The sequence below is a fragment of the Tritonibacter mobilis genome (assembly GCF_001681715.1).
Classification (GTDB): domain Bacteria; phylum Pseudomonadota; class Alphaproteobacteria; order Rhodobacterales; family Rhodobacteraceae; genus Epibacterium; species Epibacterium mobile.
In genome coordinates, this window is sequence record NZ_LNWY01000004.1 from 162414 (window position 1) to 179839 (window position 17426).

Here is a 17426-nt window from a genome sequence, read left to right on the forward strand (position 1 = left end):
TCATGAGTTAACGGCGGTTCAGCCCAAGCGTTTATGTGCGGTTACTGGCCCGTCACCCTGTTCTATTATGCGGGTGATGGCGGCCTGAAGGGGCTCCAGCGTTACCGACATTGTATGGGCATTGGCATGCAGCAACGTCAGCGGGTCACGCACCCACCCCACATGGCCCTTCCAGAACAAGAGATCTCCCCGCTCATAGGGGCTGCCCTCGGGTAAAAGCCTGCCCAAAGACGCCTCCTGCGGGCCGCTGTCGCCGGGGCACTCAAAACCGCAGGCATGGCAGGACAGTTGCACCAGACCGGAACAATCAATGCCAAAGCGGCTATTGCCCCCCCAAAGATAAGGCGTACCCAAGAGCGTTTCGGCCACTGCCACCGGGTCAGGCGCGCGCGTGTCCAGCGGGGTCAGATGGACCAGCGGCACAAATCCCTGATCTGTCTGGGCAAAACGTGCCTCTGTGCCCCGGACCGCCAGCTGACTGCCGAGGCTGAGCGAGGTCAGCTCCGGCGATTTCAGATCCGCGCGCGTATAGGCATGGGTGGCGGGGGCGCTGACCCAATGGGTCATGGCAAGCGGGTCTGCCAGATGATCTTCGGCGACCCAACCCGTGTAGCCATCCTTTTCGGCGCGCAGGTGGCACCAGCCGTCCTGACGCGACAGGATCTCGGCGTGATCGCCCATCAGCAATTGCCGGTCGCGCGCGCCATTTGGCGCCTTACAGAGGTTCGCAACGGGGCGGGAGATGCGGGTGCGGGTCATGACAGCCCCAGCATTTCTGGTAGGGCTTGAAACAAGGCGCGGGTGCCTTGACCAACGCCGCCTTTGGGCCGTGCGGGCAGGCTGGAGGGGCTCCAGCCAAAGACGTCGAAATGCATGTAGCGCGCATCACCGGCAAAGCGGCGCAGGAACAAAGCGGCGGTGATCGCCCCGGCAAATCCCCCCGCTGGGGCGTTGTCCAGATCGGCAATGCCGGGCTCGATCATCGCCTCGTAGGGGTCATGAAACGGCAGCCGCCAGACCGGATCCGCCGCGTCTTGGGCGTTGCTTGCCAGTGTTACCGCATCGCCCTCGCGGTCGGTAAAAAACGGGGCAATGTCGGCGCCGACAGCCACCCTTGCCGCCCCGGTCAGGGTCGCCATGGAAATCAGCAGATCGGGAGTGTCTTCCTGAGCCAGCGCCAGCGCATCGGCCAGCACCAGACGGCCTTCGGCATCGGTGTTGTTGATCTCAACCGTCAGCCCCTTGCGGGAGGTGAAGATATCACCGGGGCGGAAGGCAGGGCCGGAGACGGCGTTTTCGACCGCCGGGATCAGCACCCGCAATTGCAGTCTGAGACCGGTCGCCATGATCATATGCGCCAGTCCCAGCACATTTGCAGAGCCGCCCATGTCTTTTTTCATAAGCGCCATGCTGGCACCGGGTTTGAGGTTCAGACCACCGGTGTCGAAACACACGCCCTTGCCCACCAGCGTGAGCGTCGGCCCCTCGTTGCCCCAGCGCATGTCGATCAGGCGCGGCGCGCGGTTTGCCGCGCGGCCCACAGTGTGTATGAGCGGGAAGTTCTGCGCCAGCAAATCTTCGCCGATCACGGTGCTCACGGTGGCACCGTGCGCCTCGGCCAGCGATTCGACGGCCTGCTGCAACTCTGCCGGTCCCATGTCCTCGGCGGGGGTGTTGATCAGCGTGCGGGTGAAGGTTTCGCCTGCGGCCATCGCCTCCACGCGGGCGGCATCAACACCGTCAGGGGCGATCAGGCGGGCCTTGGCTCCGGTGGTTTTTGCATAGCGATCAAAGGCATATTGCGCCATCAACCAACCGAAGCACTCGACCTCTGCCGACAGATCCGCAGGCAGATCCGAGGCCAGCGCATAGGTGCCTTCGGGCAGTTTTGCAGCGGCTGCGGCCAAAAGGAATCGCTGGCGCTGGCGGGTTTTGGGCGTGCCTGCACCGATCAATGCGCCGCAGATGGTGCCATCTGCACCCGGCAGCACCACAACCTGCCCCCATGCGCCGGCAAAGCCCATGGAGCGCGCCCAGCCTGCGGTGGTGCCGTCCTGTCGCGCCAGCCAGGCGTCCAGTGTGCGTTCAGTGACGATGTGCAAGGGAAGCCCCGTGTCGGAGGCGGGGGCAAAGGTTGGAACGGCCAGATTGGGCACGGCAAAATGGGGCTGCATGGACAGGTCCTCTTGGTATGGCTTGGGTCTATCACCTCTTGCCACCAGAGTATCCGTCGCAGCCGCCGCCGCAAGCCCAACCGGGCCAAACTCGAAACCTACATGGATGCGCCGCTCAGGCGGCGAGTCCGTCAGACCGTCAGGTCGTGTTGTTCCCAGACCGCAGTCAGGGAGCTTTCGCCAACGCGGATCAGGCGGAACAGTGTCGCCGCCACCGCTGGAGAATCATCGGCATCAATGGCACCGGTTACATCGCGTGCGATATTGGCCATCGCCATCATGCCGATCTGTTCAGAGATCGCGATCAGCGATCGTGCGCTTTTGCGCAGGTTCTCAACATCATTCTGCCGCCACAGACGTTCGCAATGCGTCAGGCGCACGGCGAGCTCTTCTATGGCGCGGCAGACAACGTCCTCGGCACTTGTTTCGCCAAGCTGCGAATAGAGTTCGCTGAGCTTTTGCGGGTCCAAATGGACGTTTTCCCTATGTTTGACTGTAAGTATGTTAGCCACCACAATTCACCCCGTATTCGGTATGCCCCCACGGCATAGGCCCAATCTGCGCCCCAGTGGTTGTCAAAAGGTTTCCATTGGATGCGTATATCTCTCGAATTTGGTGCGAATTGCGGTTATCAAGCCCGACAGTCGACAACCCGAGGTGAAGACATGGATTATGCAAAGCCCCTGCCGAACTATCTGGTAACCCGTTACCACGGCTGGAAAGCCACATCCTATGAAGAGAACCAAGGCTGGTATCGCCGACTGGCCAAAGAGGGTCAGCGCCCGCGTGCCATGGTGATCTCCTGCTGTGACAGCCGGGTGCATGTGACCTCGATTTTCGGGGCCGATCAGGGTGAGTTTTTCATCCACCGCAATATTGCCAATCTGGTGCCGCCGTATGCGCCCGATGGCGACCACCACGGCACCTCGGCCACGGTCGAATATGCTGTGACGGTGCTGAAAGTGGCGCATCTGATCGTGCTGGGCCATTCGCAATGTGGTGGCGTTCAGGGCTGTATCGACATGTGCAAAGGCCATGCGCCTGCGCTGGAGGAAAAGACCAGCTTTGTCGGGCGCTGGATGGACATTCTGAAACCGCGCTTCACGGCCGTGGAGGATATCACGGATGACGAGGAACAGGCCCGCCAGTTTGAACGTCAGGCGGTCGTGGCGAGCCTTGAAAACCTGATGACCTTCCCCTTTATCGAGAGCGCGGTGAAGTCCGGGGAACTCAGCCTGCATGGGCTTTGGACGGATATCGGTGAGGGCGGGCTGGAGTGCTACGACCCGAAATCGAGCGCCTTCCACCCGGTCTGAGGACCCACTGAGACTGCGGGCAGCGGCGCGGATTGCGCAGGCTGCCCGGATGTCACGGGGGATGGTGGGATATCAGCGCTGCGGCATGGCTTTCAGCATTTGTGCCGCCTGCGCGTAGCCGCCAGAGGCCCCATCCACAAAATGCATATGGTCGTCCTGCATCGGCGAGGGCACGATACATGTGACCAGCGCCTCACTCTGGGTATGCAGCCCGTAGCGCGCAATCCCGTCTGCTTGCGCCTGAGAGAGCAGTTTTTCCAGCGCCGCACGCGTTTCGTCGCTGCAATCCAGTGTCATCTTCAGCCCGTCGTCAAACTTGCGAAAATCGGCATTGGCAGAGATCATGTTGCGGTAATGCGTGGGATCAAAGGCGCCGGTAGGGCGTCCACGCAAAAACATCAGCCCAGCCATCGCGGATTGAAACAACAGCGTCAATTTACGAAAAATTGCGGGGGCATTGCCACGCGACAATCGCGCCTCGACGTCCAGTCCGGGCGGTGGGAACTGCATATTTGGTCCGGTTTCGGGCAAAGGATGGCCTGCACGCTCTGATCCGGCCACTTCAGACAGAATCGCCGCAATCAGTGCGTTAAATTCGGTCGTGTCGGCCTCCGGGTGTGGCAGCACCAAGAGCGACAGGATCTGACCATTCACCGCTGGCACAGCGTTCCAGCGACAAGACAGCCCCTCAAGATCCGGCGGTTGCACGGGGTCTGCAGGTGGAATTTCAAAGCGGCCCGCTTTCATCTGCTCTTCTAACCACGCCAGCCCGCCGCCTTCGAACATGGCGTAATCCAGATGCGCGGAGGCGGCGAACCGCGCCACGCGCACATCGCGCCCCTCTTTGCGTATCTTGCCAACCGGCAAGAGGGCGGCGCGCAGCTCCACGTCAAATTCCTGCGCCACCCATGCGCGCAGTTTGGCCAGTTCCTGATGGGCGCATTCCGCCAGATGCGGCGGCACCGCAAAGGATGTCCCATCGCCACCAAACACAAAGGGAAAGGGCGCATGGCCAAAGGCATTCATCAGCGCCGCAATCGCCGATGCCCCAATCATATTGACGGTTTTGTAATGCCCCTGCGCCAGCAGCCCCGTCGAATCCACGATATCGCAGCAGCCCACGTACCAATCCTGCGGCAATGGTGTGAACCGCGTGCTGGCGGTGAGGTTCTCGAAGGTGCGCACCTTTTGCAGGGCATCGTAAAATGGGTCCGCGCGGGTCATGGCGTGCCTTTGTGATCGTGACATCCCTAGCGACATCGGATGGCAAAATGTAGCGCATCCCGGCCAGAGCAAGCCGACCTCGCGCAGCTGTGACAGGGTGAAACCTGCGCGTCACCACCTGATTGGCAAAGAAATTCGCGATTCTACGGAACAAAACCGGGTTTGGCGGGGTTTTCGGCTGAATCGCGCCTTTCAATGCAGGCGCAGAAACTATATCACACCGCAGCCGGTCATGAGGCCGGACTATATTGGAGAAACTAACATGGGTTATCGCGTCGTTGTCGCCGGCGCCACGGGCAACGTGGGCCGTGAAATGCTGAATATTCTGGCCGAGCGCCAGTTCCCGGTGGATGAGATTGCCGTTCTGGCGTCCCGTCGTTCGCTGGGCACTGAGGTCACATTCGCGGACAAGACACTGAAGACCCAGGATCTCGACACCTTTGACTTCACCGGCTGGGACATGGCGCTGTTTGCCATCGGCTCTGACGCGACGAAGAAATACGCGCCCAAAGCGGCTGCGGCAGGCTGTGTTGTGATCGACAACTCTTCGCTCTATCGTTACGATCCGGACGTTCCGCTGATCGTGCCCGAGGTGAACCCGGAGGCCGTGCACGGCTATTCCAAGAAGAACATCATCGCCAACCCCAACTGTTCGACCGCGCAGATGGTTGTGGCGCTGAAGCCGCTGCATGACCGCGCCAAGATCAAGCGCGTTGTGGTGTCGACCTATCAGTCGGTGTCTGGCTCCGGCAAAGAGGCCATTGACGAGCTCTGGGATCAGACCAAGGCGCATTACAATCCGACCGACGATTACCAGCGCAAGGTCTACCCCAAGGATATCGCGTTCAACGTGATCCCGCATATCGATGTGTTCCTCGACGATGGCTCCACCAAAGAAGAGTGGAAGATGGTCGCGGAAACCAAAAAGATTGTGGACCCGTCGATCAAACTGACCGCGACCTGTGTGCGCGTGCCGGTGTTTGTGGGCCACTCCGAGGCGATCAACATCGAGTTTGAGGACTTCCTTGATGAAGACGAGGCCCGCGACATCTTGCGCGAGGCACCGGGCATCATGGTGATCGACAAGCGCGAAGACGGCGGCTACGTGACGCCGAAAGAATGCGTTGGCGATTTTGCCACCTTCATCAGCCGTATCCGTCAGGACTCGACGCTGGATAACGGTCTGAACCTGTGGTGTGTCTCTGACAACCTGCGCAAAGGGGCGGCGTTGAATGCGGTACAGATCGCCGAGCTCTTGGGCCGTGAGGTCCTAAAAAAGGGCTGATCGCCAGCTAGAAAGAAGGACAGCGCCCGACCTATCGGCCGGACGGTGACTACCTTCCATCGGCCAATATCCGATCATCGAGAGGCGTCCCACGGGGGCGCCTCTTGCTTTTTTGTCCTGAGCAGAAGACGCTCGCCGCATCCTATTGTCAGCTTGGTGATTTCGATGCGCTTTGTTCTCTCTTCTGTCCTTGTTGGGGCTGCGGCCCTGTTGTCCACGACCGCATTGGCGGAGACCTTTTCCGCCACCAGCCGCGTCAGCGCGGTGACCGTCTATCCCAGCGAGGCATTGATTACCCGCACCGCCGAAGTCACGCTGCCCGCAGGCCGCCACCGGATCGTGATTAGCGGCATGCCTTTTGTGGATGAGATCGAGAGCCTTCGGGTCAGCCATCCTGGCGTGCGCCGGATCGGGCTCTATCTGCGCGAGAGCTTCCCGGTCTTAGAAGACGCTTCAACGCCCGAGCAAGAAGCGGCTGAGGCCCGCGTGGCAGAAATCGAGGATCAGATAGACGCGCTGCGCCGGACCTCAGAGGAGGCGCGATTGGCAGCCGAAGGGGCAGAGGCGGCGATTGCCTTTCTCAATGCGCTCAATCGGGGCGAGGGGGCGGCACTGCCCGATCCCGATCAGTTGCGCGCGCTTGTGAGCACGGTGCGCGAGGAAACCGCCGAGGCGCGCGAGACCATTTTGCGGGCCAAAGCGCAGGAGCGCGGGTTTCAGCGCCAAATGACGGATCTGGAGGCAGATCTGGCCCGTGCACAGGCGGAGCTTCAGGCGCTGTCGCAGCAGGATGATGAACAGATGTTCCTCGCGTTGGATGTCGAGGCGGATGAGGAGGTGACGGTGCCGCTCAGCCTCAGCTACCCCAATGATGCGGTGTCTTGGGGGCCGTCTTACGAGTTCAATCTGGAAACAGGGGTGAGGCCGCAGGTCACCTTGCGCCGGGATGTGATGATCCAGCAGGCCACCGGCGAGGACTGGGTGGATGTGGCGCTGCGGGTCTCTACCTCGACCCCGGATCAGCGGATCAATCCGCATGACCTGCGCCCCAATCGGCGCTGGATCGAGGACGCGTACGAGGCCAAACAGCGGTTCACATCTGAGAGCCAAGTGATGAGCGACGTCGCCGAGCTGGCAGTCGAGGCCCCGGTTATGGCTAAGGAAGCTGGTTCGTCATTTGGTGTCGTTGCCAGCGAGGCGGGGGTTTCTTACAGCTTTGACGCACCGGTCAGCCTGCGCTCGGGGGCGGAGCTGGCCTATCTGAACCTGCCGGATGTCACCTTTAGCGCAGAGGTCTCCGCCCGTGCAGCGCCGCGCCGCGATCCCACCGCCTTTCGCATCGCGCGCATTGTGAACACCAGCGGCGAGGAGTTGCTCGCCAGCGCCAACAGCCGCTTTCTTGTCGACGGAGAGCTGATCGGGTCCGGGTATTTCGTGGGGCTGACCCCCGAGGCCGAGCGGGATCTGGGCTTTGGCCCCATTGATGGTTTGCGCATCAAACGGGATCTTCTGGATCAGAGCGAAGGCGGGCGCGGTGTGATCTCGCGCAGCAACCAGCGCGACACCGTGGCGGAGATCGAGGTGGAAAACCTCACCGGTCAGGTCTGGCCGTTGCGGGTGCTTGATTTGGTGCCCTTCAGCGAACAGGAGGATCTGGAAATCACATGGTCCGCCAAGCCCACCCCATCAGAGGAAAACGTCGACAAACAGCGCGGCATCCTTGCGTGGGATCTGGAAATGCAGCCGGGAGAGACCCGCGTGATTACCCTCAACACCCGCCTTGGCTGGCCCGAGGGCAAGGTGCTGCGCTGAGCGACGTGGCCTTTGTCTGACCTGCTCAATCAGGCAGGTCAGGCGGTTTGAACCTGTCAAAAGTGCGACAAACTGTACTTTTGCGCCGCCAAGCCAACCTTTGAGCGCCCCAATTTCGCCTCTGAAGCAAGTACCCTTGAGTCAGAGTGGATTGGAGGGTGATTTGATGAGTTATGGTGATCAGAAGAACGACAGTGAAGACATGGCCTATGGGCAAACCGCGTGGGGCTGTGCCAGTACGCGGGCGCGTCTGGATTCCGAGTCGATGATGCTGCTCAGAGCCAATTTGAACGAGCCGCTGACCCGTGCTGACAGCTGGCCAACCCTGCGCGAAATGCTGCGTGGCAAGGGGTTTGACATGAAACCGCGCGCGGGGCGTCTGCGTCTGGTTGATCTGCAAAGCCGGGTTGAAATCTGCACATTCGGACTGCTGGGCCATCCCCGTGCAGAGCTGGAAAAACGCTTTGGCAGCCCTTTGCAGATGCACTGACATCTGAAAAACGGGCTTGGCCTCCCGTCCTGCCCTGAGTGGGTGATGGGTCTTTGCAGCCTCTGGTTGCGCCTTGTCGAAGTCGCGCACGCGTGGCAATATTTCCGCATCTCGATCAACGGCTCAGGGGTGCGACAATGTCAGGTTCAGGACTGAAACTGGGGCTGTTGCCCCTATGTGTTGCGCTTTGCGCAGGGACGGTTTCGGCGCAGGATGTGGCCGATACGATCTATCTGGGCGGTTCAGTCCTGACCATGGATGACAGCGCCCCGCGCGCCGAGGCTGTGGCCGTGCGCGATGGCCGGATCACCGCGGTCGGCGCAGAACAGCAGGTCATGTCGTGGCGCGGCGATTCAACCCGCGTGGTTGATCTTGAAGGCGCTGCGCTGTTACCGGGTTTTGTGGATGCCCATGGTCATGTGGTCGCTGTTGGGTTGCAGGCCATGGCGGCCAATCTGCTGCCCGCGCCTGATGGCCGCGGCAACAGCATCGCTGAGCTGCAAGACATCCTGCGTGACTTTATCGACTCACGACCGGAACAGGTGGAGCGCTTCGGGGCCGTTGTGGGTTTTGGCTATGACGATTCCCAATTGGCAGAACTGGCACATCCCACCCGGCAGGATCTGGACGCGGTGCGTGCCGATATCCCCGTCTATATCGTTCATCAATCCGGTCACCTCGCGGTGGCGAATACCGCAGCACTTGCACTGGCGGGGATCACTGCGCAGAGCGAAGAGATGCCCGGTGGCGTGATCCGGCGCGAGGCGGATGGCAAGACCCCCAATGGCGTGCTGGAAGAGACGCCGCATTTTGTGGCGCTGGGACGAATTCTGGGTGGGCTTGATGTGGAGGGCTCAATCGAGATGGTGCGCGCGGGTGTCGCTCTGGTGGCCTCATACGGCTACACCACGGCACAAGAGGGGCGCGCCAGCACCGGGCAAGTGCAGGTCATGCAGGCACTGTCGGCGCAGGCCGATGGGCTGAAGGTCGATGTGGTGGCCTATCCCGACGTTCTGGTGGATCGGGACTTTATCGTTGCAGAGCAGTCTCGTGATTACGTCAACCGGCTGCGCGTCGGGGGCGCGAAACTCACCATTGATGGGTCTCCGCAGGGGTTTACCGCGTGGCGGGACCGGCCCTATTACGCGCCGCCCCCGCAGATGCGCGGCGACTATGTGGGCTATCCGGCTGCCAGCCCCGATCAGGTCTTTGATGCCATTGACTGGGCCTTTGAGAACGACGTGCAGATCCTCACCCATTCCAATGGCGAGGCGGCAAGCGATCTGCTGCTTGCGGCGATTGATGCGGCGGCCACGCGGCACGGCAATGAGGACCGGCGCGCCGTTTTGATCCATGGCCAATTCCTGCGTGAGGATCAGGTGGATCGGATCAAGGCGCTTGATATCTTTCCGTCGCTGTTTCCCATGCACACGTTTTACTGGGGAGATTGGCATCGGGATCGCACGGTAGGGCCGGAGGCTGCGGACGATATTTCTCCGACGGGCTGGGTGTTGCAACGGGGCATGCGGTTTTCCAGCCACCATGACGCGCCGGTGGCGTTTCCCGACTCGATGCGGGTGCTTGACGCGACCGTGACCCGGCGCAGCCGCAGTGGTGATATCATTGGTCCGGCTCATCGGGTCGATGCGATGACCGCGTTAAAAGCGATGACGATCTGGCCTGCGTGGCAGCATTTTGAGGAAGGCAGCAAAGGCTCGCTCGAGGTGGGGAAGCTGGCAGATCTTGTGGTGCTCTCTGCCGACCCGACGGCGGTAGATCCCGAAACCATTGATCAGATCCGGGTGTTACGCACCATCAAAGAAGATGTGGTGGTCTATGATGCGTCCGAACGTGACGAAGGCTCGCTCTTGCAGTGGCGTCCCGTGCCGGGCCGGCTCGACACTGGCTCGGAACTGTTGCGTCGAGCTGCCCTGACGCGCGAGGTACCGACCAGCCTGAGCGGAGTGCGGCGTCGGGTGGCGCTGAGGGCCGCCAGCACGCCGAGTCACGGGGCGACCTGCGTGTCGGATTATCTTTTTGCAACGCTTGCGCCGGGGTTTGAGCGCGCAAAAGACACGCTAATCCCCTAAACGATCAGGCTTGGGGCAGTCCGCAGCAGGTCTGCCCCAGAGGTTTGCGTCAGCGCCACTTGGCCGCGAGTGCTCGTGCGCCCTGTGCAAGCAACAGCACATCAATCCCCACCGCGAGGAACTGCGCGCCCATATCGGCATAGGCCTGTGTTGCCTCATCCGTGACACCAAGGATGCCGGGCGCCTTGCCCGCAGCCTTGATCCTGCTGATCGCGTCAGCAATCACGGCGCGCACCTCCGGGTGGGCGGAATTGCCCTGATGACCCATGTCGGTTGACAGATCCGAGGGGCCGATAAAGATCCCGTCGATACCCTCTAGGGCGAGGATTTCATCCAGATTTTCAATGCCCTTGCGGTTTTCTACCTGCAGCAGGATGCAGATTTGTGCATCCGCCGTGGGAATGTAGTTCTGCACCGCGCCAAACTGCGTGGCACGCGCGCCCGTCGCGCCGACGCCGCGGGTGCCGTGGGGCGGGTAGTGGCACGCACGCACCAGCTCGGCGGCCTGATCTGCGGTTTCCACCATCGGCACCAGCACGGTCTGCGCACCAGCGTCGAGCACCTGTTTGATCAGCCATGCCTCGCCGATCGGCACGCGGACCACCGGTTCGGCCGACGAGGTCGCAAGTGCGACCAACTGATCGCGGATCGAGCGGATGTCATTGGGCGCGTGTTCGCCGTCCACCACCAGCCAGTCAAAACCTGCGGTGCCCATCAGCTCGGTGGTGATAGCCTCGCCAAAGGTACACCAGCAGCCGATCTGGCGCTGACCGTCTTTGAGGGCCTGTTTGAAGTGATTTACGGGCGCAGCCATGTCTAACCTCTTTTACTGAAATGAAATTTCAACGGTGCCGAAATCGGCAAAATCGGCGTGGAGTTCTGTGCCGGCGGGGCACTCAACAGGGCGAATGAACGACCCCGACAGCACGATATCGCCCGCCTCGATCTGTTGTCCATAGTCCGCCATGCGCCGCGCGAGCCACAACACGGAGGTGACCGGATCGTCCAGCACGCCTGCACCTAGGCCGGTTTCCTCCACCACGCTATCGCGTTTCAGGATCGCGCCGACGCGGCGCAGATCAAAGGCGTCGACCGGATGCTGTGCCGCGCCCATCACGATGCCCGCATTGGCGGCGTTGTCGCTGATGGTGTCGGTGATGATGCGCGCCTGTCCCGTGGCGGGATCGGCGCGCAGGATGCGGGTGTCGAGGATCTCCAGCGACGGGGCCACATAGTCGGTGGCCTTCAGGATGTCGTCGCGGGTGCAATCGCGGCCCGCAAGCGGGGATTTCATCACGAAGGCGATCTCGGCCTCGACGCGGGGTTGGATAAAACGCCCCGCTGGCACGGTGCTGGTATTTTCAAACACCATATCATCAAGGAGCACGCCCGAGTCCGGCGTGGTGATATTCAGCGCCTGCTGCATGGCGCGGCTGGTAAGGCCGATCTTCCAGCCGATTTTGCGGCGACCTTGCGCCAGTTTCTGCGCCACCAGCGCCTTTTGCACCGCATAGGCGTCATCCAGTGTCATGCCCGGATAGGCGAGCGACAAGAGCCCGCATTGCTGACCTGTCTCCTCGGCGCGCAGCAGCTGGGCGGCGGCCTCGGCGTGTTGATCCGGGGTCATGCCTCATCCTCCACGGTGTTGCGCAGAATGCCGATGCCTTCGCCCTCGACCTCGATCACGTCGCCGGGTTTGAGGAACTTTGGCGGATCAAACCGCGCGCCTGCGCCGGTGGGGGTGCCGGTGACGATGATGTCGCCCGGAACCAGAGTGGTAAAGGTGGAGATATAGGCGATCTGACGGCGGATCGGGAACAGCATCCGGGAGGTGCGATCATCCTGGCGCAGCTCGCCATTTACCTTGGTGGTGATCCGCACGTCATCAAGCTGCGCTGGCGCGGTAAAGGGCACCAGCCACGGGCCGATGGCACCGGAGCTGTCCCAGTTCTTGCCCTGCGTCACGTTGAATTTGGCATGGCGCACCCAGTCGCGAATTGTGCCTTCATTACAGAGGGTTATCGCGGCGATATGGTCATATGCGTCTGCCTCAGGAATGCGGCGTCCGCCCTTGCCGATGACAATGGCGATCTCGCCCTCGTAGTCGAGTTGCGGGCTTTCCGGCGGGCGGATCAGGGGGCGGTCCGCCCCGGTGAAGCTGCGCGCAAATCGCGGAAACAGCGACATGTTCGGCGGGGCGTCTTGTCCGTCCTTATATTCTTCGTTGCGATTGGGGAAGTTGACGCCGACGCAGATGATCTTTTCCGGGCGGGGCACCGGAATCTGATAGGTGATCTGGTCGAGTGGATGTGTCACATCCCGCCCCTGCGCGGTTTGGGCGAGGGTATGGAGGCCCTTGTTTTCAATAACCTCCCGCAGGGTGGGCCACTCGGGGAACTCTGGCGAGAGGGCGATTGCACCCGCGTCGGTGATGACGCCATAGAAGGTTTCAGCGGCGGTGGTGTAGGTGGCAAAACGCATCAGGTCAGTCCTCGTGCAAGTTCTGTAATCACATCATGGGCGCGCATGATGTCAGCCTCGGTGGTTTCAAACGCGCCCGCCTGAAACCGGATCACCAGCGCGCCATCAACGCGGGTCTGGGTGAGGTAGATGCGGCCATCGTCGTTGATCCTGTTGACCAGCTCAAGGTTCAACGCATCGAGATCCGTGACCCCATCAGGCGCGTAGCGGAAGGTCCAGAGCGACCACATCGGCGGGGTGACGATCTCAAAGTCCGGCTCTTGCGCAAGCGCGTCGTGAAGTTGGCGCGACCATGCAACGTGATTGCGGATACGTTGTCGCAATCCTTCAATGCCGTAGGTGCGGATCAGGAACCAGATCTTCAGCGCGCGGAAGCGGCGGCCCAGGGGGACCGACCATTCCGAGTAGTTGATAATCCCGTCGTGACCGTGTGTCTTGAGGTACTCCGGGCTGATGGCGAGAGTGCGCACCAGATCATCCGCGTTGCGCAGGAAATGTGCCGAGCAATCAAACTGCGCGCCGAGCCATTTGTGCGGATTAAAGACGATACTGTCCGCCCCCTCAATGCCCGGCCAATAGGCGCGAAACTCCGGGCAGATCATCGCGGAACCAGCCCAAGCGGCATCCACATGGGTGTAAAGCCCGTGATTTTGCGCCACTTTGATGCAGTCCGCGATGGGGTCCGTGGCGCCGGTGCCGGTGCCGCCCACACAGAGGATCACGCCAGCGGGGTGAAGCCCTGCGGCCTTGTCGGCCTCAATGGCGGCGTCAAGGGCGGCGGGGTCCATGCCGCGCCAGTCGCCTTTGATTGGCACGCGCACGAGGTTGGCCTGACCGATGCCCGCAACCCAGATGGCACGGTCCACCGACGTGTGCACCTCCACCGAGCAATAGACGCGCAAGGTCGGCTGACCCGCGAGCCCCTGTTGGTTGCCCTGCCAGTTCAAGGCCCGTTCGCGCATAGTGAGCACCGCGGCAAGGGTGGCGGAGGAGGCGCTGTCCTGAATGACGCCGCGAAATTCGCTCGGTAAGCCAAGGGATTGGCGCAGCCAGTCCATCATCCGCGTCTCCATCTCGGTCGCCGCCGGAGAGGTCTGCCAGAGCATACATTGCGGGGCGATGGCGGAGGTCAGGAACTCTGCCAGCACCGAGGGCGCGGCGGCGTTGGAGGCGAAATAGGCAAAGAAGCGCGGGTGCTGCCAATGGGTGATGCCGGGCATCACCTTTTCCTCAAAATCGGCAAAGATCGCCTCCATCCCCTCGCCCAGTTCCGGCGGGGTTTCGGGCAGGGCGTTTAGCATATCACCGGGTTTGGTCTGCGCGCGCACCGGGCGCTCGCCCACGGTGAGGTGATAATCCTGCGCCCAATCGGCGACCTTGCGGCCCCAGGAGGCGAAATCGGTCCAGTTCATTTTGTGCTCCCTTGTCCGGGCTTAAGCCCGACCCTCCCCGCCAAACCAAAGGTTTGCCTTCGGAAAAACGGGAGGGGCCCGTCCTTTTGTCTTCTTACGGCGCGATGATCGGCTGTGCCTTGAGGTCACTTTCGCGGATTTCGGCGCCGTCGAATAGCGAGCCTTCTTCGAACCAACTGCGCGGTGCGGGTTCGCCCCACAGGGTTTGGCGCTGCGGGTCGGTGAGGGACCATTTGATCGGCTCCAGATCCGCGTCGCAGGTCTGATAGTCCGAGCAATAGATCTCAATCCGGTGGCCGTCAGGGTCGCGCACATACAGGAAAAACGCGTTGGAAATGCCGTGGCGACCGGGGCCGCGTTCGATATTGGCGACATAGCCGGTGGTCGACATCAGATCGAGGAGATCGATGATGTTGAGCGGGGTTGGCACCCAGAAGGCGGTGTGATGCAGACGCGGGCCGGTTCCATTGGTGAAGGCCACATCATGCACGCCGCCCTTGCGGTGCATCCATGCGGCCCAGACGCGGCCGGACTCGTCATCTTCGGTATATTCGGTGACGCGAAACCCCATCTCGCCATAAAAGGCGATGGCCTCGTCGACATTGGCCGAGAACATGTTGAAGTGGTCGATGCGCAGCGGTTTCACGCCGTTATAGAGCCTGTACTGCTGATGGATCGGGGGCAGGCGGTCCATCTTGACGTAGAACTCCAGCGGGACACCCCATGGATCGCGGGTGCGGAAGCTTGGCCCCATGAAGGGGCGCTCGATCCACTCCACCGGCAGGCCCTTGCCCTCAAAGAAGGCGGCGGCCTTGTCGAGTTCGGGGGTATCAAAAAGTTTGAAGCCGAGGCAGGAGACGCCCGCCGTGTCGGATTGGCGCAGGATGATGCAGTGATGACCACGTTCCTCCATCGCGCGCAGATAGACGCGGCTCTGGTCCTCGTGGGTCACTTGCAAGCCGAGGATGTCGACGTAGAAGGCGCGGGAGGCGGCAAGATCGGTGACGCCGTATTCCACATGGCTGAGGCGGGTGATGTTGAAGGGCGGATAGAGGTTTGCTGCGGGAATGGGCATGTCGGGTCTCCTCCGAATGGACAGGCCGAATGTTAGGGCGACATGCGAGGGGCTCTGCCCCTCGCGCTCCCCGGGGTATTTGGGAGAATCTGAAGGCCTCAGGCGCCGAGGCGGGGGATCTTGTGGTGTCCGGTGGCAAAGCCGATGTGTTTTTGTTCCATGTAGAACTCAAAACTCCAGTCGCCGCCGTCACGCCCGATGCCGGATGCTTTGACGCCACCAAAGGGGGTTGGCAGGTGGCGGACGTTTTCCGAGTTCACCCAGATCATCCCGGCCTCGAGCTGGTTGGTGAAGCGCATGGCGCGGGTCACATCGTTGGTCCAGACATAGGCGGTGAGCCCGTATTGGGTGTCATTGGCGATGTTCAGCGCCTCGTCTTCGTCGGTGAAGCGTATGGCGGTGAGGACCGGGCCGAAGATTTCCTCGCGGGCGATGGTCATCTGATTGGTCGCCCCGGTGAAGAGCGTGGGCGTCACAAACCAGCCGGTGTCGCCGTGGCGGCTGCCGCCTGCGGCGACGGTTGCGCCGTCCTGCCGCGCGATGTCGAAATAGGAGGTCACCTTGTCGAAATGGACCTTGTGAATGAGGGGGCCGACCTCGGTTTTGGGATCAAGCGGGTGGCCGACCTTGATGCTGTTTACACGTTGGATCAGTTTGGTCTCAAAGTCCTCGGCAATGCTGTCCTGAATGAGCAGGCGCGAGGAAGATGTGCAGCGTTCGCCGTTCAGAGAATAGATCATGAAGATCGCGGCATCGAGCGCGCGGTTCAGATCGGCGTCGTCAAAGACCACCACCGGGTTTTTGCCGCCGAGCTCAAAATGCACCCGTTTCAGGGTCGGCGCGCCTTGGGCCATGATCATCGAGCCGGTTTTGCTTTCGCCGACAAAGGCGATGGCCTTGATGTCGGGGTGTTCGGTGAGCGCCTTGCCAGCCTCTTCGCCGAGGCCATTGACGAGGTTCCAGACCCCTGCGGGCAAGCCTGCGTCATGGGCAATCTCGGCAAGGATGCGGGCGGTGAGGGGCGAGAACTCTGCCGGTTTATGGACCACGGTGCAGCCTGCGGCGAGGGCGGGCGCGATCTTCCACGTCGAGAGCATAAAGGGCGTGTTCCACGGCGTGATGACACCGACGGGGCCGATGGGCACGCGGGTGGTGACGTTCATCAGTGTGGGCGAGGGTAGCATCTGGCCATCGCGGGCCGAGAGCGCACGGTCGGCAAAGAAACGGAAATTCTCAGCACCGCGCAGGGCGGCCTTGGACATGAAGCGCAGCGCCTGACCGGTATCCCAGCACTCGCAGAGCGCGATTTCCTCGGCCCGCTCCACAATGCCATCGGCGATGCGGTGCAGGATCGCCTTGCGTTCACTCGCAGGCAGGTCGCGCCAAGCGGGGAAGGCGGCTTTGGCGGCCTTTGCGGCGGCATCAATGTCGTCTGCGCCACCGCGGGCAACAGAGCAGATCACGCTTTCATCGACAGGTGAGGTCGTCGCGAACGTCTGGCCAGAGGCGGCGGGGCGGGCCTCGCCGTTGATCAGGTTGGTGATGCCGGAGGCCCGGTGTTTTTCAAGAAAACCTGCGAGTTTGTCGAGGTTGGAGGCGAGGTCGCTCATGCGGGGTCTCCTGTGCTCAGATGGTCGCGGATGGTGCCGCATTTGGGGGAAAGCTCGGGGTCGATGTCGCGCATCTCCAGCGACAGCGCGATGGGGTGGGTTTCCATCGCGGGCGCGAGGAAGGCGCGGGCGGCGTCAAAGATCTGTTGGGTGGCGGCCTTGCGGGCCTCCAGCGGGCGACCGCCGCGCAGGCGCACCGAGATATCAAGATACATGTGGTCTGGGTTGCCATCGGCGATGCTGATATAGTCGGCGGCAAAAGCGCGCACCCGCACGCCCGCCATGGGCAGAATGCCGGTGCCGGTGTCGATGGCGGCGCGGCGGATGTGATCGCACAGGCCTTGCATGTCGATAAGCTGCGCCAGCCGGGGCGCGTAGTCCAAGGTGATATGGGGCATTCGGGTCCTCCTCCCAAACTGCTTAACATGTTATGTTTGTGCGGCATCCCTGTCAACGG

At 61.8% G+C, this 17426-nt stretch carries 16 protein-coding genes; 5 read left to right on the top strand and 11 right to left on the bottom strand.

What is annotated here, in order from left to right:
• Nucleotides 1-18 precede the first annotated feature (18 nt).
• The 3 genes from UB90_RS03990 to UB90_RS04000 all read right to left on the bottom strand — a co-directional run bounded on the left by UB90_RS03990 (nt 19) and on the right by UB90_RS04000 (nt 2686).
• Nucleotides 19-759: a C40 family peptidase gene (locus tag UB90_RS03990; protein ID WP_065326257.1), complete on the bottom strand. Its 741-nt coding sequence runs from the start codon at nt 757-759 to the stop codon at nt 19-21.
• A complete protein-coding gene (locus UB90_RS03995) occupies nt 756-2174 on the bottom strand; it encodes a leucyl aminopeptidase family protein (protein WP_081285516.1) in 1419 nt (472 codons plus the stop codon). The genes UB90_RS03990 and UB90_RS03995 overlap by 4 nt, the downstream gene beginning before the upstream one ends.
• Nucleotides 2175-2305: 131 nt before the next feature.
• A complete protein-coding gene (locus UB90_RS04000; protein ID WP_225264454.1) occupies nt 2306-2686 on the bottom strand; it encodes a hypothetical protein in 381 nt (126 codons plus the stop codon).
• Nucleotides 2687-2839: 153 nt separating this feature from the next.
• Here UB90_RS04000 and UB90_RS04005 point away from each other — a divergent pair, with 153 nt between their 5' ends.
• Nucleotides 2840-3490 carry a carbonic anhydrase gene (locus tag UB90_RS04005; protein WP_065323432.1) on the top strand — a complete coding sequence of 217 codons (651 nt, stop codon included), beginning with the start codon at nt 2840-2842 and terminating at the stop codon, nt 3488-3490.
• Between the two features lie 72 nt (nt 3491-3562).
• On the opposite strand, the gene UB90_RS04010 is transcribed toward UB90_RS04005, so the two are convergent.
• On the bottom strand, nt 3563-4714 hold the full coding sequence (locus UB90_RS04010) for a DUF3095 domain-containing protein (protein ID WP_065326258.1): 1152 nt from the start codon (nt 4712-4714) through the stop codon (nt 3563-3565).
• A 262-nt stretch (nt 4715-4976) separates the two neighbouring features.
• Here UB90_RS04010 and UB90_RS04015 point away from each other — a divergent pair, with 262 nt between their 5' ends.
• The 4 genes from UB90_RS04015 (at nt 4977) to UB90_RS04030 (ending at nt 10391) form a co-directional block, all read left to right on the top strand.
• Nucleotides 4977-5999 (top strand): aspartate-semialdehyde dehydrogenase, encoded by a 1023-nt coding sequence (locus tag UB90_RS04015; RefSeq protein ID WP_065326259.1) that lies wholly within the window; start codon nt 4977-4979, stop codon nt 5997-5999.
• A 165-nt stretch (nt 6000-6164) separates the two neighbouring features.
• Nucleotides 6165-7811 carry a DUF4139 domain-containing protein gene (locus UB90_RS04020; RefSeq protein ID WP_065326283.1) on the top strand — a complete coding sequence of 549 codons (1647 nt, stop codon included), beginning with the start codon at nt 6165-6167 and terminating at the stop codon, nt 7809-7811.
• A 166-nt stretch (nt 7812-7977) separates the two neighbouring features.
• Complete coding sequence (locus tag UB90_RS04025; protein WP_009175975.1) at nt 7978-8301, top strand: hypothetical protein; 324 nt, start codon at nt 7978-7980, stop codon at nt 8299-8301.
• A gap of 137 nt (nt 8302-8438) precedes the next feature.
• Complete coding sequence (locus UB90_RS04030; RefSeq protein WP_065326260.1) at nt 8439-10391, top strand: amidohydrolase; 1953 nt, start codon at nt 8439-8441, stop codon at nt 10389-10391.
• Between the two features lie 49 nt (nt 10392-10440).
• Here the strand turns inward: UB90_RS04030 and UB90_RS04035 are convergent, their stop codons facing one another.
• The 7 genes from UB90_RS04035 to UB90_RS04065 all read right to left on the bottom strand — a co-directional run bounded on the left by UB90_RS04035 (nt 10441) and on the right by UB90_RS04065 (nt 17367).
• Complete coding sequence (locus UB90_RS04035; RefSeq protein ID WP_065326261.1) at nt 10441-11205, bottom strand: HpcH/HpaI aldolase family protein; 765 nt, start codon at nt 11203-11205, stop codon at nt 10441-10443.
• Nucleotides 11206-11217: 12 nt separating this feature from the next.
• Nucleotides 11218-12018, bottom strand: a complete 801-nt coding sequence (gene hpaH / locus UB90_RS04040) for a 2-oxo-hept-4-ene-1,7-dioate hydratase (RefSeq protein ID WP_065326262.1) — start codon at nt 12016-12018, stop codon at nt 11218-11220.
• Nucleotides 12015-12872 carry a fumarylacetoacetate hydrolase family protein gene (locus UB90_RS04045; protein WP_065326263.1) on the bottom strand — a complete coding sequence of 286 codons (858 nt, stop codon included), beginning with the start codon at nt 12870-12872 and terminating at the stop codon, nt 12015-12017. The genes hpaH and UB90_RS04045 overlap by 4 nt, the downstream gene beginning before the upstream one ends.
• Complete coding sequence (locus UB90_RS04050; RefSeq protein ID WP_065326264.1) at nt 12872-14284, bottom strand: pyridoxal phosphate-dependent decarboxylase family protein; 1413 nt, start codon at nt 14282-14284, stop codon at nt 12872-12874. Before UB90_RS04050 ends, UB90_RS04045 begins: the two co-directional genes overlap by 1 nt.
• A gap of 94 nt (nt 14285-14378) precedes the next feature.
• Entirely contained in the window at nt 14379-15359 is a 981-nt protein-coding gene (gene hpaD / locus UB90_RS04055) for a 3,4-dihydroxyphenylacetate 2,3-dioxygenase (RefSeq protein ID WP_065326265.1), read from the bottom strand.
• 98 nt (nt 15360-15457) lie between these two features.
• A complete protein-coding gene (hpaE, locus tag UB90_RS04060) occupies nt 15458-16969 on the bottom strand; it encodes a 5-carboxymethyl-2-hydroxymuconate semialdehyde dehydrogenase (RefSeq protein WP_065326266.1) in 1512 nt (503 codons plus the stop codon).
• The gene (locus UB90_RS04065) at nt 16966-17367 is read right to left on the bottom strand and encodes a 5-carboxymethyl-2-hydroxymuconate Delta-isomerase (RefSeq protein ID WP_065326267.1); all 402 of its coding nucleotides are present in this window, start codon (nt 17365-17367) and stop codon (nt 16966-16968) included. The genes hpaE and UB90_RS04065 overlap by 4 nt, the downstream gene beginning before the upstream one ends.
• Nucleotides 17368-17426 lie beyond the last annotated feature (59 nt).

Coding starts and splice junctions, on each gene's coding strand:
- UB90_RS03990 (WP_065326257.1), bottom strand. CDS start 759: ATGACCCGCACCCGCATCTCCCGCCCCGTTGCGAACCTCTGTAAGGCG.
- UB90_RS03995 (WP_081285516.1), bottom strand. CDS start 2,174: ATGCAGCCCCATTTTGCCGTGCCCAATCTGGCCGTTCCAACCTTTGCC.
- UB90_RS04005 (WP_065323432.1), top strand. CDS start 2,840: ATGGATTATGCAAAGCCCCTGCCGAACTATCTGGTAACCCGTTACCAC.
- UB90_RS04010 (WP_065326258.1), bottom strand. CDS start 4,714: ATGACCCGCGCGGACCCATTTTACGATGCCCTGCAAAAGGTGCGCACC.
- UB90_RS04015 (WP_065326259.1), top strand. CDS start 4,977: ATGGGTTATCGCGTCGTTGTCGCCGGCGCCACGGGCAACGTGGGCCGT.
- UB90_RS04020 (WP_065326283.1), top strand. CDS start 6,165: ATGCGCTTTGTTCTCTCTTCTGTCCTTGTTGGGGCTGCGGCCCTGTTG.
- UB90_RS04025 (WP_009175975.1), top strand. CDS start 7,978: ATGAGTTATGGTGATCAGAAGAACGACAGTGAAGACATGGCCTATGGG.
- UB90_RS04030 (WP_065326260.1), top strand. CDS start 8,439: ATGTCAGGTTCAGGACTGAAACTGGGGCTGTTGCCCCTATGTGTTGCG.
- UB90_RS04035 (WP_065326261.1), bottom strand. CDS start 11,205: ATGGCTGCGCCCGTAAATCACTTCAAACAGGCCCTCAAAGACGGTCAG.
- hpaH (WP_065326262.1), bottom strand. CDS start 12,018: ATGACCCCGGATCAACACGCCGAGGCCGCCGCCCAGCTGCTGCGCGCC.
- UB90_RS04045 (WP_065326263.1), bottom strand. CDS start 12,872: ATGCGTTTTGCCACCTACACCACCGCCGCTGAAACCTTCTATGGCGTC.
- UB90_RS04050 (WP_065326264.1), bottom strand. CDS start 14,284: ATGAACTGGACCGATTTCGCCTCCTGGGGCCGCAAGGTCGCCGATTGG.
- hpaD (WP_065326265.1), bottom strand. CDS start 15,359: ATGCCCATTCCCGCAGCAAACCTCTATCCGCCCTTCAACATCACCCGC.
- hpaE (WP_065326266.1), bottom strand. CDS start 16,969: ATGAGCGACCTCGCCTCCAACCTCGACAAACTCGCAGGTTTTCTTGAA.
- UB90_RS04065 (WP_065326267.1), bottom strand. CDS start 17,367: ATGCCCCATATCACCTTGGACTACGCGCCCCGGCTGGCGCAGCTTATC.